We start from the raw sequence: 14267 nt of genomic DNA, 5'->3' as shown, positions 1-14267 counted from the left end.
AAAAGGCCGCATCAAGCGGCCTTTATGCTATAATAAAACCAGTCAACGCGGGGTGGAGCAGCCCGGTAGCTCGTCAGGCTCATAACCTGAAGGCCGCAGGTTCAAATCCTGCCCCCGCAACCAAATCTCAAAACCCCGTCGCACTAGCGACGGGGTTTTTGTGTTTCTGGACTTATGAAATCCGGACCGCCGTCAGGGAGAAACCAGGCCGCTGATCACAAAATCAATCGCGCAATTTACTTCCATGAACAAAGCCATCTTCGGCATTGCCATCGATCAGAAAACGGTGATGATGCGCCATCATTCCTGTTCGGATAAAAGCTGCCGTGACCGCTGATCCCTTGCATATCCTCAAGACCGTCTATGGCTACGATGCGTTTCGCGGAAGGCAGGCCGACATCATTCGGCATGTAATGGCGGGAAACAATGCCTTCGTTTTGATGCCGACGGGCGGTGGAAAGTCGCTTTGTTACCAGATTCCGGCGCTTGCGCGTGACGGCATGGGGTTGATCGTCTCGCCGCTCATCGCACTGATGGTCGATCAGGTCGCCGCCCTGCGTCAGGCCGGCGTGCGGGCCGAAGCTCTCAATTCCGATCTTTCCCCGGAAGAGCGACGCGTGCTTTGGCGGGATATGCGAGCCGGGAAAGTCGATATTCTTTACGCCGCGCCGGAAACCCTGCTCAAGCCCGATGTCCTCGATGCGTTGCAATCCATCGACCTGTCGCTGATCGCGGTCGATGAGGCCCATTGCCTGTCTCAATGGGGCCATGATTTCCGGCCGCCCTACCGCCAGCTAGACACGCTGATCGAGCGTTTTCCCGATACGCCGCGCATGGCGCTGACGGCGACGGCCGACGAGCCCACGCGCGCTGAAATTCTCGGTCATCTGGGGATTGAAGAGCACGATGCCTTCATTGCCGGGTTCGACCGGCCCAATATCCGCTATGCGATCATGGAAAAGGATAATCCGCGCGCGCAGCTGAAGCGCTTTCTGAAGGATCGCGACGGTGAGAGCGGTATCGTCTATTGCCTTTCCAAACGCAAGGTGGACGAAACGGCCGCATGGCTGCGGGAGGAGGGTCGCGATGCGCTGCCCTATCACGCCGGCATGGACAAGGCCGCCCGTGAGGAGAATCAGACCCGTTTCCAGCACGGCGAGGCGGTCATCATTGTCGCGACCGTCGCCTTCGGCATGGGGATAGACAAGCCGGATGTGCGCTTCGTGGTTCATATCGACCTGCCCGGCAGCATCGAGGCCTATTATCAGGAAACGGGCCGAGCCGGCCGCGATGGTCTGCCGTCGGACGTGCTCATGCTTTATGGCTATGAAGATATTGCCCTGCGCAATCGTTTCATCGAAGAATCTGATGCCGCGGACCAGCGTAAATATATGGAGCGCCAGAAACTCGATGCGCTGCTCGGTCTCGCAGAAACGGCCAGTTGCCGCCGACAGGTTCTGCTCTCCTATTTCGGCGACCGGTGTGAGCCCTGCGGCAATTGCGATACCTGCGCCGAGCCGCCGGACCTGTTTGATGGCGCCATCGCCGCGCAGAAACTTCTGTCCTGTATTTATCGCACGGGTGAACGTTTCGGCCAGGCCTATGTCATCCGCGTATTGCTGGGTGTCGAGGACGAGCGGATTTCCCGTTTCGGACATGACCGCATCACCACCTACGGGATAGGCAAGGAGCACGACAACCGCACATGGCGCGCCATCCTGCGTCAGCTGGTTGCGTTACGCATGATTGAGGTGGAACTGTCGGGACATGGCGGCCTGTCCATCTCCGAGGATGGACGGCGGTTCCTGCGCGAAAAACCGGCATTGATGCTGAGGATACCATCCGCTCCCCGTTCCGCACGGCAACAGACGTCCCGTAACACGGTATCGGCGGTCTTGCCGGAATCCGATCGCAGTCTTTTTGAGGCGCTGCGTGCGAAGCGTATGGAAATTGCCCGGGCACAGAATGTTCCGCCCTATGTGATTTTCCACGACAAGACCCTCATAGAACTTGCGACGGCAAAACCGGCCTCGGTAAAGGAAATGGCTGGGATTCCCGGCGTTGGAGATACCAAGCTCGAGCGCTATGGGCCTGCCTTTCTGGCGGCGATCATGCAGCACGCCGCTGGCGAATGACCGGCAGGTATTCAAATTAACAGCCGGGTAATAAAACCGCAGAGCGTTGCGAAGGCTCAGCCGGTCGTATCCTTGAACAGAACGTTCTGATCGATGAGATAGCGCGAAAACAGCGGCAAGCTCGCGCCGCCGATCGCCCGCGCCTGGCTGCCGACCGCGCCTTCGATGATGTCAGGCATCGTGACACCCTGAAGATCGTGGTGCTTAAGGGCCAGCCGGGTGGCGGCGACAATCCTTGTTCTGACCCAGTCGGGAAAACCGCCATCGATGATGACGCTCGAAAAATCGATGATGGAGGCGGCGGCAATGACGGCCTGCGCCAGCGCCGCTGCGGTTTTCCTGATCCAGCTTTCCAGCGGCTCGCCGAAATCGATCCACTCGTCGGGAGAAAACCACAGGGGGCGCGGATCGATACCCTTTTCGCGCAGCATGTTTTCCAGAACGAAGATCGATGCGATTTTCAGAAGCTGGACGGTATTGCCATCCTGCCCCTGCACCGGCAGGGGGCCGATGGCGCCGGCCGTTCCCGTCTTTCCGGAAAATAACGCTGAATTCAAAACGACGCCGCCGCCTATGAAGGAGCCGATGAAGACGTAAAGAAAATCCGGATGGTGCTGGCCTGCGCCAAAAACCAGTTCGGCGCCGCAGGCGCTGGTCGCGTCGTTCTGCAGAAAAACCGGATAGCTGACGTTTTCAGCAATTTCCGAGCGGATATCGACGCCCCGCCATCTCTCCATTTCAATCTGTGGAGCGCCCACTTCCTGCGCCCAGTTCCACAATTCAAATGGAGCGGCGATGCCGACGCCGGCAATTTTTTCCCGCTCGGCAGGGGAAAGCTTCGATTCGAGTTCCGTTATGCCGTCGATTACGAAGGGTAGTATCCATTCCGGAAGAGGGTAGGGGTAGGTTCTGCGCAGCTTGAGCCTGATCCGGCCGACAAAATCCATCAGCACGAGATCGACGCTGCGTCGGCCGATCTTCACACCGAAAGAAAAGACGGCGTCGGGATTAAGCCGCATCGGCGTCGATGGCTGGCCGACTTTGCCGCGCAGCCTTTCACCGCGAATGAGAAGCCCGTCCTTTTCAAGCGAGCGCATGATGACCGAGACGGTCTGTGCTGAAAGGCCGCAAAGTCTTGATATCTCGGCTTTTGACAGTCCGCCGTGACGGCGAACGAGAGACAGCACGAGCCGCTCATTATAAGCGCGCACTCCGATCTGGTTGGCGCCGCCGCTTATATCCATGGTGGTGGGCGGCGCCGGCGGCGCCGTCTCGACAGATTGTCTCATAGTGTCATCCTCCCGCCCGCCCTATCCGCCGCGACCGATACAGCAGGCTTTATGGCAATCTTGCTATCGCAACGTTAAACGACGTGGCGATATTCCTCCCTGCCGCATATTAGAATGCCATAGGGAATTAATAATTCAATCGGATTTATTTATTGACAGGCGTTTCCTTTGGTGGTTCCATCTGAGCCAACGGTCGTCGATCTCGGAGGAGACGGGATCGTCGGGCAACCGTCACGGTGCTCAAATATCCATTGGGAGGATCTCATGAAGACCACTGTTTCCGCTCTTCTGGGCGCGCTTGCGCTTGGCGTTTCTTTCGCTTCCGTTGCGTCTGCGGCCGATACCTCGGTTTGCCTCATCACCAAAACCGATACCAATCCCTTTTTCGTCAAGATGAAAGAAGGCGCGACCGCCAAGGCTAAAGAACTTGGTGTGACGCTGAAATCCTATGCCGGCAAGATCGACGGCGATTCCGAAAGCCAGGTAGCCGCCATCGAGACGTGCATTGCCGATGGCGCCAAGGGTATTCTGATCACCGCATCGGACACCAAGGGCATCGTTCCGGCCGTTCAGAAGGCGCGTGACGCCGGTCTTCTGGTCATCGCCCTCGACACACCGCTCGAGCCTGTCGATGCCGCTGATTCCACCTTCGCCACCGACAACCTTCTGGCTGGTGAGCTGATCGGCAAATGGGCCGCCGGCAGCCTCGGCGACAAGGCCAAGGATGCGAAGATCGCCTTCCTCAACCTCACCCCTTCCCAGCCGACGGTGGATGTGCTGCGCAACCAGGGCTTCATGAAGGGCTTTGGCATCGACGTGAAGGACATCAACAAGATCGGCGATGAAAACGATCCACGCATCGTTGGCCATGATATCACCAATGGTAACGAAGAAGGCGGTCGCGCGGCGATGGAAAATCTGCTGCAGAAAGACCCGACCATCAATGTCGTCCACACCATCAACGAGCCTGCGGCAGCCGGCGCTTATGAGGCGCTGAAGGCGGTTGGCCGTGAAAAGGATGTTCTGATCGTTTCCGTCGACGGCGGTTGCCCGGGCGTCAAGAACGTTGCGGAAGGCGTGATTGGCGCGACCTCGCAGCAATATCCGCTGCTGATGGCGGCTCTCGGCGTCGAAGCCGTCAAGAAGTTTGCCGACACGGGTGAAAAGCCGAAGCCGACCGAGGGCAAAAACTTCGTCGATACCGGCGTGACGCTGGTAACCGACAAGCCGGTCAAGGGCCTCGACTCCATCGATACGAAGGAAGGTCTCAACAAGTGCTGGGGCTGATGCCTCACCGTTGAAACCCGCGGGGGCATTCGTGCCCCCGCCCTTGGACCAGAATGAATATCAGGCACGATCCGGGGGATCGGACAAAGGAACAAACGAGCGCGTCACGCGTCCTGCGGGGATGATAGGCCGCTTCACAACACTTTGAAATCTACGCATCATTCTCTTCGGAAATAGACCCCGGTGTCCTAGACTCCGGTGTCAGGGCTGGTGCGATAGAGCGATCGGGAGGAAAATCCATGAGCGATCAGCCGGTGCGGGCTCAGCCGCATAATGAATTTGAAAAAGTGCTTTCGGGAAGTTCGACCCAGGTCGCTGCTTTCGATACGCACGACAAGAGTGTGCTGGAAAAACTGCAGCACTTTCTCCACTCCAGCCCGGCGGCCGTTCCGCTTATCGTTCTGGTGCTGTCGCTGATTGTTTTCGGCCTGCTTCTCGGCGGCAAGTTTTTCTCGGCCTTCACGCTGACCCTTATTTTGCAGCAGGTCGCCATCGTCGGTATTGTCGGCGCAGCGCAGTCGCTGGTCATCCTGACGGCGGGCATCGATCTTTCGGTTGGCGCGATCATGGTCCTGTCCTCCGTCATCATGGGACAGTTCACCTTCCGTTACGGCTTGCCGGCGGAACTCTCCATTCTCTGTGGCCTGGCCGTCGGCGCATTTTGCGGCTTCATCAACGGTATTCTGGTCTCGCGCATGCGCCTGCCGCCCTTCATCGTCACGCTCGGCATGTGGCAGATCGTACTGGCGACCAACTTCCTCTATTCCGCAAACGAGACGATCCGCGCCCAGGATATCGCCCAGCAGGCGCCGATCCTGCAATTCTTCGGCGCCAATATCCGTGTCGGCAGCGCGGTCTTCACCTATGGCGTCATCGCCATGGTCCTGCTCGTCGCCCTGCTCTGGTATGTGCTGAACCGCACCGCCTGGGGCCGCCATCTTTATGCGGTGGGTGACGATCCGGATGCCGCCGAACTTGCCGGTGTCAACGTCAAGCGCATGCTGACCACCGTTTACACGCTGTCCGGCCTCATCTGCGCCTTCGCCGGCTGGGCCTTGATCGGCCGCATCGGCTCGGTTTCGCCGACCGCCGGTCAATTCGCCAATATCGAATCCATCACGGCGGTGGTTATCGGCGGGCTGTCGCTGTTCGGCGGGCGCGGTTCCATCATGGGCATGATTTTCGGCGCCCTGATCGTCGGCGTCTTTTCGCTCGGCCTCCGGCTTATCGGAACAGACCCGCAATGGACCTATCTGTTGATCGGCGTCCTCATCATCATGGCTGTCGCAATCGACCAGTGGATCAGAAAGGTAGCAGGCTGATGGCAAAAGAACCCATTCTCACAGCACGCAATCTCGTCAAGCGCTATGGTCGCGTGACCGCCCTCGACCATGCCGATTTCGATCTCTATCCGGGCGAAATCCTGGCGGTGATCGGCGATAACGGCGCCGGTAAATCCTCTCTCATCAAGGCGATTTCCGGTGCGGTGACGCCCGATGAAGGGGAGATCCGGCTGGAAGGCCAGCCCGTCCAGTTCCGCTCGCCGATAGAGGCACGTAAGGCTGGCATCGAGACGGTCTATCAGAACCTGGCGCTCTCACCGGCACTTTCCATAGCCGACAATATGTTTCTCGGCCGCGAAATCCGTAAACCCGGTATTCAGGGTAGCCTGTTCCGGGCGCTGGACCGTCCGGCCATGGAAAAATTCGCCCGGGAGAAACTGTCGGAACTCGGCCTGATGACGATCCAGAACATCAATCAGGCAGTGGAAACCCTCTCCGGCGGTCAGCGTCAGGGCGTGGCGGTGGCGCGTGCAGCCGCCTTCGGCTCCAAGGTCGTCATTCTTGACGAGCCGACGGCAGCACTTGGTGTCAAGGAAAGCCGGCGTGTTTTGGAGCTTATTCTGGACGTGCGCTCGCGCGGCCTGCCGATCGTCCTCATCTCGCATAACATGCCGCATGTTTTCGAGGTTGCGGATCGCATCCATATCCACCGGCTCGGCAAGCGTCTGTGCGTTATCAATCCTAAGGACTACTCCATGTCCGATGCCGTCGCCTTCATGACCGGCGCCAAGGAAGCGCCGAAGGAAACGCTTGCCGCATGATGCTGAAGCTTGAAACGATCGCCGAGGATGTTCTTCGGCGGGCAGAAGGTAAATCCCGTTTTATCGTCGCTATTGCCGGTCCCCCTGGGGCCGGCAAATCCACGCTGGCGGATGCCCTTTGCGACGCTCTGCTGGCGCGGGGCGAAACGGCCGCCGTGCTGCCGATGGATGGCTTCCATATGGACAACGGCATTCTTGCAGAGCGCGGGCTGCTGCCGCGAAAGGGCGCACCCGAAACCTTCGACGTGCGCGGTTTCCTCGATATCGTCTCCGCCGTCCGCAAGGGCGGGCAGGAGGTGCTTGTTCCGGTTTTCGACCGTTCCCGTGAAATCGCCATAGCGTCTGCTCGTGCGGTTGCGCCGGAAACACGCTTTGTCCTCGCTGAAGGCAATTATCTGCTGCTGGACGAGGCGCCGTGGACAACTCTTTCCAAAAGCTTCGACCTCACCATTTTTGTAGGGCCGTCCGTCGCGGTGCTGGAGGAGAGGCTGCGAAAACGGTGGCAGGGCTATGGTCTCCACGAGGCTGAGATCCACGCCAAACTTTTCGAAAACGATCTTCCGAACGGAAAAAGGGTGATCGAAAACGCCCGTCCCGCCGATATCCGCATCGATATCTGGGAATAGATTAACGCTTTTCTCTGTTTGAGCGACGGCGCGCTTGAGCCGTTAAGCCTTTGTTGACCATGTGTTGAATCTTTTTGATCCACAGGGTGGGGCTTTGTGTGTCTATTCATTGACGAGAAAATTTCCTCATATACTATATGTGGTGTTCGAGGTTCTTCCGATTCGCAAGGGTTGGGAGCTAAGACGGGAATTCGGTGCGTAACGCCATTATGGCGGAACAAGGCCGAAACTGCCCCCGCAACTGTAAGCGGTGAGCATCGTTCCGATTTGGGTCACTGGGGTTGAAAGCTCCGGGAAGGCCGGAATAGATGTTGTGACCCGCAAGTCAGGAGACCTGCCTTGAGCGCAAACGTCCACGGGCGGGGTGTCCGGAGGAAGGTGTATGACGCAAATGATTTGCGTGCGCCCTTTTCTGCCCCCTCCAGAACAAGCTTCGGGGTGAAGTCATGCCAGTGCATTTGTTTGAGTTGCTGCGCTCGTCGGCGTAGAGAGTGATTTTACGCGGCTAAAAGCCGCGCACGCCCACCCTAATGACAGATCCATCGCCGCCCGATTGCGATTGCAATCGGCAATGTTGAGCCGTGTCCGAAACCGGCTTCGAAAGAGGAAATCATGACCGTCACCGTTTACAGCAAGCCCGCCTGCGTCCAATGCACTGCCACCTATCGCGCACTCGACCGCATCGGCGTCAGCTATGAGATCGTCGATATTTCCGAAGATGCGGATGCGCTCGATCACGTCCGCGGCCTCGGTTACATGCAGGTTCCCGTGGTCGTTGCCGGCGAACGCCATTGGGCGGGTTTCCGGCCGGATATGATCGGCTCGATCAGCTGAGGCGGCAGGGCGATGGGCCTGATCGTCTATTATTCCAGCCGTTCTGAAAACACCCATCGTTTCCTTCTGAAACTGGGACGGCGTCTGTTTCGCCTGCCGCTTGGCGTTGAGGAAGATGTTCCCCATGTGTCCGAGCCCTATGTGCTCGTCACCCCCACCTATGGGGGCGGCGGCACCAAAGGGGCCGTGCCGAAACCGGTCATCCGGTTTTTGAACGAGCCCTCCAACCGAAATCTCATTCGCGGCGTCATCGCGGCGGGAAACACGAATTTTGGCGCAGCTTTCGCATCCGCCGGAGATATCGTCTCGCGCAAATGCGCGGTGCCGTTTCTCTATCGCTTCGAGCTTCTCGGCACGGAAGAAGATGTCGCCAACGTCAAACATGGATTGGAACGATTTTGGACACGCTGACCTCGAGCGCCATGCGCAAGGACGCCAAACAGCCGGCAGCCGCAACCCAGAAACCGCTCGATGCGGCTCTGGACTACCATGCGCTGAACGCGATGCTGAACCTTTACGACGAGAACGGGAAGATCCAGCTCGACAAGGATCGCCTGGCCGCCCGGCAATATTTCCTCCAGCACGTCAACCAGAATACCGTCTTTTTCCATAACCTCAGGGAAAAGCTCGATTATCTGGTGACGGAGGGATATTACGAGCAGGAGGTGCTGGACCAGTACTCCTTCAATTTCGTTCGCGATCTCTATGACGAGGCCTATGCCCGGAAATTCCGCTTCCCGACCTTTCTCGGCGCCTTCAAATATTACACCTCCTACACGCTGAAGACCTTCGACGGAAAACGTTATCTGGAGCGTTACGAGGATCGCGTCTGCATGGTGGCACTGGCTTTGGCGCGTGGCGATGAGCAGCTTGCCCGCAATCTGGTCGATGAAATTATTTCAGGCCGCTTCCAGCCGGCAACGCCGACCTTCCTCAACGCCGGCAAGAAGAGCCGCGGCGAGCTGGTCTCGTGTTTTCTGCTGCGTGTGGAAGACAATATGGAAAGCATCGGCCGCTCGATCAATTCGGCGCTACAGCTTTCCAAGCGCGGCGGCGGCGTGGCGCTCTCCTTGACCAATATTCGCGAGTTCGGAGCGCCGATCAAACAGATCGAAAACCAGTCGTCCGGCGTTATTCCCGTCATGAAGCTGCTGGAAGACAGCTTTTCTTACGCCAACCAGCTTGGCGCGCGCCAGGGTGCGGGCGCGGTCTATCTGCATGCCCACCACCCGGATATCATGCGCTTCCTAGATACCAAGCGCGAAAATGCCGACGAAAAAATCCGCATCAAGACCCTGTCGCTCGGCGTGGTGATCCCCGACATCACCTTCGAGCTCGCCCGCAACAACGAGGATATGTATCTGTTCTCGCCCTATGATGTGGAGCGGGTCTATGGCGTGCCGTTGACCGAAATTTCGGTCACCGAAAAATACCAGGAAATGGTTGCCGATAGCCGTATCCGCAAGAAGAAGATCAAGGCGCGCGAATTCTTCCAGGTGATCGCCGAAATCCAGTTCGAGAGCGGTTATCCCTATATCATGTTCGAGGATACGGTGAACCGCGCCAATCCGGTTGCCGGCCGTATCAGCATGAGCAATCTCTGCTCGGAAATCCTGCAGGTCAGCGAAGCGAGCGAGTTCAATGCCGATCTGTCCTATAGCCATATGGGCAAGGATATTTCCTGCAATCTCGGCTCGCTGAACATCGCCTCGGCGATGGATTCGGCCGATTTCGGCAAGACGATCGAGACCTCCATCCGGGCGCTGACGGCGGTATCGGACATGAGCCACATCTCCTCCGTTCCTTCGGTGGAAAAGGGCAATGATGCCAGCCACGCCATCGGGTTGGGCCAGATGAACCTGCACGGTTATCTGGCGCGCGAGCGCATCTTTTACGGTTCCGAAGAAGGCGTCGATTTCACCAATATCTATTTCTACACCGTGACCTATCATGCCATCCGCGCCAGCAACCGGCTGGCCGTGGAACGGGGCCAGAGCTTCAAGGGCTTTGAAAACTCCAAATACGCTTCCGGCGAATATTTCGACAAGTATACCGACCGGGAATGGCTGCCTGCGACCGAAAAGGTGAAGGCGCTGTTTGAAAAGGCCGGCATCGCCATTCCGACTCAGGAGGACTGGGCGGTTTTGAAGAAGGACGTCATGGCGTCTGGTCTCTATAATCAGAACCTTCAGGCCGTGCCGCCTACCGGTTCGATCTCCTATATCAACCACTCCACCTCCTCCATTCATCCGATCGTTTCGAAGATCGAAATCCGCAAAGAGGGCAAGATCGGCCGCGTTTATTACCCGGCTTCCTATCTCTCGAACGACAATCTCGAATATTATCAGGATGCCTACGAGATCGGCCCGGAAAAGATCATAGACACCTATGCGGCCGCGACCCAGCATGTCGACCAGGGCCTGTCGCTGACGCTGTTCTTCCGCGATACGGCAACGACGCGCGATATCAACCGGGCGCAGATCTACGCCTGGAAGAAGGGCATCAAGACCATCTATTACATCCGTTTGCGCCAGATGGCGCTGGAAGGCACGCAGGTTCAGGGCTGCGTTTCCTGCACGCTCTGAATTGAGGGACAAGACAATGAACATTGCCGTAAAACCCGCGTCCCGCATCCGCGCGGTCAACTGGAACCGCATCGAGGACGACAAGGACCTCGAAGTCTGGAACCGCCTGACCTCTAATTTCTGGCTGCCGGAAAAGGTGCCGCTCTCCAACGATATCCCCTCCTGGGGAACCCTGAAGCCGGAAGAACAGAAACTGACGATCCGTGTCTTCACCGGCCTGACATTGCTCGACACCATCCAGAACGGTGTCGGCGCCGTGCGGCTGATGGCGGATTCGGCCACCCCGCATGAGGAGGCGGTGCTTTCCAACATCTCCTTCATGGAGGCCGTGCACGCCCGCTCCTATTCATCGATTTTCTCGACGCTCTGCCTCACGCCTGACGTTGACGACGCCTATCGCTGGTCTGAGGAAAACGAATTTTTGCAGCGCAAATCCGCCCTCATCATGCGGGAGTATGACAGCGGTGATCCGCTGAAAAAGAAAATCGCCAGCGTGTTTCTGGAAAGCTTCCTGTTCTATTCCGGCTTCTACCTGCCGATGTTCTGGTCAAGCCGCGCCAAGCTCACCAACACGGCGGATTTGATCCGCCTCATCATCCGTGACGAGGCCGTGCATGGTTATTATATCGGCTACAAGTTCCAGCGGGCGCTGGAGCGTCTCGGTGAAACGCAGAGACAGGAGATCAAGGATTTCGCCTTCGATCTCCTGCTCGAACTTTATGACAACGAAGCGAAATATACTGAAGACCTCTATGACGGCGTGGGCCTGACCGAGGACGTCAAGCAGTTCCTGCATTACAACGCCAACAAGGCCCTGATGAATCTGGGTTATGAGGCGCTGTTTCCGGCCGAGGCCTGCCGGGTCAATCCGGCGATCCTCTCGGCGCTCTCGCCTAATGCCGACGAGAACCACGACTTCTTTTCCGGCTCCGGCTCCTCCTATGTCATCGGCAAGGCGGTTGCGACCGAGGATGAGGACTGGGATTTCTGAAACCGGTTTGTCGGCAGGAGCCCGCAAAAGCTATTGCGGGTTCACCACCTGGCTCGCAAGGCGGAAGGGGCTGGCGACGGTGGCGCCGATCGTATCGAAAACGAAGGCTCCGGCACTGTTGATGTCACCCCCGCGTCTGCTTGCCTCAAGTTGCGGCACCATGGAGGCAAGCGCCGCATAGCGGTCGTGGTTGAGCGGGTCCGACGCCTTCAGATTCGAGATGTCGACGAATTGCACGCCCTCCTTGAGGGCGGCTTCCTGCACTTGGCGGTCGGTCACATCCAGCGCACCGATACGGGTGACGTCGGCACCGAGGATGGAGGAGGCTTTGAGCGCACGGTCGTCCTTGGAAACGAGAACGGTGAGCGGAGGGCTGAGCCGGCCGACAACCTCGATCTGCTTGCGGAAGACATCGGCGTCGATATCGGGCGCAGCCAGCACCACCTGCAGCTTGGCGATGACATCGTTCCTGCCCTGGAAGCGCAATTGCCGCAGCGCCTCCATGACCAGCCAGCCACCCATGCTGTGCCCGAACACGACGACGCTTTTCTTCGGGGTCTGCCGGGTGAGATCGATCAACATCGCGGCGAGCGCATCGCGTGAAAAGGTCGCGGACTCCTTGTCGGCCACATAGCCGGCGACAGAGGCCTGCGACGGCCAGGAAAAGACCAGCGGCACGCCGTTCATATTGGCGTCCGCCGCCATCTGCGCCGCGCGGAACAGGGCTTCCTGATAGCTGTAATTATAGCCGTGTACAAAAAGTGCGATCTGCTTGCCGGAGCGGGCTATGTCGCCAAGATCGGCATTGAAGCGCGTCTTCGTCAGCATATCGGCCCTGGTGACGACGAAATCCGTTTTCGGGTCGGGCTTGCCGCTGGCCCATTCGATTTTCCCGCTTTTATGGGTGGGCGGAATGGAAATATCGAAACTGGCGTAGTTCGGCTCCATTGCCCGCTCCGTGCCGAAGCCCTTTTTCGCGTCCGTGTTTTTCTCCCGTGTGCTCGCCACGAAGGCGGTCACGATTTTGGTGTCTCGGGTCCTGGTGTTGACGGCCTCCAGCACATCCGCCCCCGGTCGGCCTGCGCAGGAGGAGAGAAGACCGAGAGTGAGAAAGAAAGAAAAGATCAGGCGCATGAATGGGCTACCGATGATGAGGACCGGTTCATAAATAACCGGCGTCTAAAAAAGTTGCTACTGAAGAATGAATTGCACTGTAGCGGCTGTCTTCCGGTGCGGACGGACGTTCCCCACCTTGCTATCCGTCGATCTTCGTTTTAGGCCGTACACATGACGAACAAGGTGTCGCTTTTACGGCTGAAACTCACGGACTTCCGCAATTATGCGGCGGCTGCGCTCACGCTCGATGACCGCCACGTGGTGCTGACGGGCGACAACGGTTCCGGCAAGACCAATCTCCTGGAGGCCGTCTCCTTTCTTTCACCCGGAAGGGGCCTGCGCCGCGCCACCCTGTCTGATGTGACGCGGGTAGGGGCCGAAGCCACCGGTTTCTCGATCTTCGCCGATGTCGAGGGCATGGACGGCGAAGTTGCCATCGGTACGGGAATTGAAGGCGATGGCGAGGTGGTGTCGCGTCGCTTGAGACTGAACGGGACGCCGGTGAAATCCGTCGATGAACTGACCGACCATCTGCGGGTATTGTGGCTGACGCCCGCGATGGACGGCCTCTTTACCGGTTCGTCCTCGGACCGCCGGCGTTTCCTCGACCGGCTGGTGCTGTCGCTCGATCCCGCTCACGGAAGGCGGGCGAGCGATTTCGAAAAGGCCATGCGCGGCCGTAACCGGCTACTTTCGGAAGGCCGCTTCGATCCGGTCTGGCTGGACGGCATCGAAAAGCAGATGGCCGAACTCGGCATCTCCATGGCGGTCGCCCGTTACGAGATGCTCGGCCTCTTGAAGAGCCTCATCGAGGGGCGGGCTGGCAATGCCGCTTTTCCCTCGGCGGCGCTTTCGCTCTCCGGTTTCATGGACGATGGGCTCAATCGTCCTGCCGTCGATCTGGAGGATGAATACAGGCTTATGTTGCGCGATGGCCGGTATCGTGACGCCGCTGCCGGCCGCACACTGGATGGGCCGCACCGCGTCGATCTCTTCGTGCGCCATGCGGAAAAAGACATGGAGGCCGAACGCTGTTCAACCGGGGAACAGAAGGCGCTGCTGGTGGGGCTGGTGCTTGCGCATGCGCAGCTGACCGCCAATATGACTGGCCATGCGCCGGTTCTGCTGCTGGACGAGATCGCCGCCCATCTGGATGAAGGCAGGCGGGCGGCTCTGTTCGATCTCATTCATGCGCTTGGCGGCCAGAGTTTTATGACCGGAACGGACACGGCGATGTTCTCCGCCCTTGGCGACAGGGCGCAATTCTTCAATGTTTCCCATGGGAGCATCACGGCATGAC

Annotated in this window: 12 protein-coding genes, 1 tRNA gene and 1 riboswitch; of the genes, 11 read left to right on the top strand and 2 right to left on the bottom strand. The window is 58.5% G+C overall.

All coding sequences use genetic code 11. The annotated features are described in order from the left end of the window. The first annotated feature begins 46 nt into the window (after positions 1-46). Both ACIK7D_RS07840 and recQ read left to right on the top strand, forming a co-directional pair. Positions 47-123: transfer RNA gene (locus ACIK7D_RS07840), tRNA-Met, on the top strand. A gap of 203 nt (positions 124-326) precedes the next feature. Next, entirely contained in the window at positions 327-2135 is a 1809-nt protein-coding gene (gene recQ, locus ACIK7D_RS07835) for a DNA helicase RecQ (RefSeq protein ID WP_400155993.1), read from the top strand. Positions 2136-2191: 56 nt separating this feature from the next. Here the strand turns inward: recQ and ACIK7D_RS07830 are convergent, their stop codons facing one another. Continuing rightward, a complete protein-coding gene (locus ACIK7D_RS07830; RefSeq protein ID WP_127756627.1) occupies positions 2192-3424 on the bottom strand; it encodes an ROK family transcriptional regulator in 1233 nt (410 codons plus the stop codon). A gap of 264 nt (positions 3425-3688) precedes the next feature. Between ACIK7D_RS07830 and ACIK7D_RS07825 the strand changes: the two genes are divergently transcribed. From ACIK7D_RS07825 to nrdF, 8 genes are all read left to right on the top strand, one after another. Next, positions 3689-4711, top strand: coding sequence for a sugar ABC transporter substrate-binding protein (locus ACIK7D_RS07825; protein ID WP_080818485.1), 1023 nt, complete (start codon positions 3689-3691; stop codon positions 4709-4711). 239 nt (positions 4712-4950) lie between these two features. Further along, positions 4951-6033: an ABC transporter permease gene (locus ACIK7D_RS07820; RefSeq protein ID WP_003524280.1), complete on the top strand. Its 1083-nt coding sequence runs from the start codon at positions 4951-4953 to the stop codon at positions 6031-6033. Then, positions 6033-6815, top strand: coding sequence for an ATP-binding cassette domain-containing protein (locus tag ACIK7D_RS07815; RefSeq protein ID WP_003524281.1), 783 nt, complete (start codon positions 6033-6035; stop codon positions 6813-6815). Before ACIK7D_RS07820 ends, ACIK7D_RS07815 begins: the two co-directional genes overlap by 1 nt. Beyond that, entirely contained in the window at positions 6812-7441 is a 630-nt protein-coding gene (locus ACIK7D_RS07810; protein WP_400155992.1) for a nucleoside triphosphate hydrolase, read from the top strand. Before ACIK7D_RS07815 ends, ACIK7D_RS07810 begins: the two co-directional genes overlap by 4 nt. Before the next feature lie 132 nt (positions 7442-7573). Next, positions 7574-7798, top strand: a riboswitch (cobalamin riboswitch). A 255-nt stretch (positions 7799-8053) separates the two neighbouring features. Further along, on the top strand, positions 8054-8275 hold the full coding sequence (nrdH, locus tag ACIK7D_RS07805; protein WP_003514250.1) for a glutaredoxin-like protein NrdH: 222 nt from the start codon (positions 8054-8056) through the stop codon (positions 8273-8275). A 12-nt stretch (positions 8276-8287) separates the two neighbouring features. Next, on the top strand, positions 8288-8686 hold the full coding sequence (gene nrdI / locus ACIK7D_RS07800; RefSeq protein WP_020812691.1) for a class Ib ribonucleoside-diphosphate reductase assembly flavoprotein NrdI: 399 nt from the start codon (positions 8288-8290) through the stop codon (positions 8684-8686). Positions 8687-8697: 11 nt separating this feature from the next. Then, complete coding sequence (nrdE, locus tag ACIK7D_RS07795; RefSeq protein ID WP_400156023.1) at positions 8698-10860, top strand: class 1b ribonucleoside-diphosphate reductase subunit alpha; 2163 nt, start codon at positions 8698-8700, stop codon at positions 10858-10860. Positions 10861-10876: 16 nt separating this feature from the next. Then, positions 10877-11851 carry a class 1b ribonucleoside-diphosphate reductase subunit beta gene (gene nrdF, locus ACIK7D_RS07790; RefSeq protein WP_059758892.1) on the top strand — a complete coding sequence of 325 codons (975 nt, stop codon included), beginning with the start codon at positions 10877-10879 and terminating at the stop codon, positions 11849-11851. Between the two features lie 30 nt (positions 11852-11881). Here the strand turns inward: nrdF and ACIK7D_RS07785 are convergent, their stop codons facing one another. Continuing rightward, entirely contained in the window at positions 11882-12985 is a 1104-nt protein-coding gene (locus tag ACIK7D_RS07785; protein WP_080818474.1) for an alpha/beta hydrolase, read from the bottom strand. Positions 12986-13138: 153 nt separating this feature from the next. On the opposite strand from ACIK7D_RS07785, the gene recF reads away from it, so the two are divergent. Further along, positions 13139-14266, top strand: a complete 1128-nt coding sequence (gene recF, locus ACIK7D_RS07780) for a DNA replication/repair protein RecF (RefSeq protein WP_059758899.1) — start codon at positions 13139-13141, stop codon at positions 14264-14266. Position 14267: the final 1 nt, after the last annotated feature.

Origin of the sequence: Agrobacterium sp. P15N1-A (genome assembly GCF_044626815.1) — a bacterium.
Lineage (GTDB): Bacteria > Pseudomonadota > Alphaproteobacteria > Rhizobiales > Rhizobiaceae > Agrobacterium > Agrobacterium leguminum.
The sequence above is the reverse complement of the archived record's forward strand: the minus strand, read 5'-3'. Positions and strand labels throughout refer to the sequence as shown.

Bases quoted from the DNA above. Each gene is read 5' to 3' on its own strand.
- ACIK7D_RS07830 (WP_127756627.1), bottom strand. From the start codon at position 3,424: ATGAGACAATCTGTCGAGACGGCGCCGCCGGCGCCGCCCACCACCATG.
- ACIK7D_RS07825 (WP_080818485.1), top strand. From the start codon at position 3,689: ATGAAGACCACTGTTTCCGCTCTTCTGGGCGCGCTTGCGCTTGGCGTT.
- ACIK7D_RS07820 (WP_003524280.1), top strand. From the start codon at position 4,951: ATGAGCGATCAGCCGGTGCGGGCTCAGCCGCATAATGAATTTGAAAAA.
- ACIK7D_RS07815 (WP_003524281.1), top strand. From the start codon at position 6,033: ATGGCAAAAGAACCCATTCTCACAGCACGCAATCTCGTCAAGCGCTAT.
- ACIK7D_RS07810 (WP_400155992.1), top strand. From the start codon at position 6,812: ATGATGCTGAAGCTTGAAACGATCGCCGAGGATGTTCTTCGGCGGGCA.
- nrdH (WP_003514250.1), top strand. From the start codon at position 8,054: ATGACCGTCACCGTTTACAGCAAGCCCGCCTGCGTCCAATGCACTGCC.
- nrdI (WP_020812691.1), top strand. From the start codon at position 8,288: ATGGGCCTGATCGTCTATTATTCCAGCCGTTCTGAAAACACCCATCGT.
- nrdE (WP_400156023.1), top strand. From the start codon at position 8,698: ATGCGCAAGGACGCCAAACAGCCGGCAGCCGCAACCCAGAAACCGCTC.
- nrdF (WP_059758892.1), top strand. From the start codon at position 10,877: ATGAACATTGCCGTAAAACCCGCGTCCCGCATCCGCGCGGTCAACTGG.
- ACIK7D_RS07785 (WP_080818474.1), bottom strand. From the start codon at position 12,985: ATGCGCCTGATCTTTTCTTTCTTTCTCACTCTCGGTCTTCTCTCCTCC.
- recF (WP_059758899.1), top strand. From the start codon at position 13,139: ATGACGAACAAGGTGTCGCTTTTACGGCTGAAACTCACGGACTTCCGC.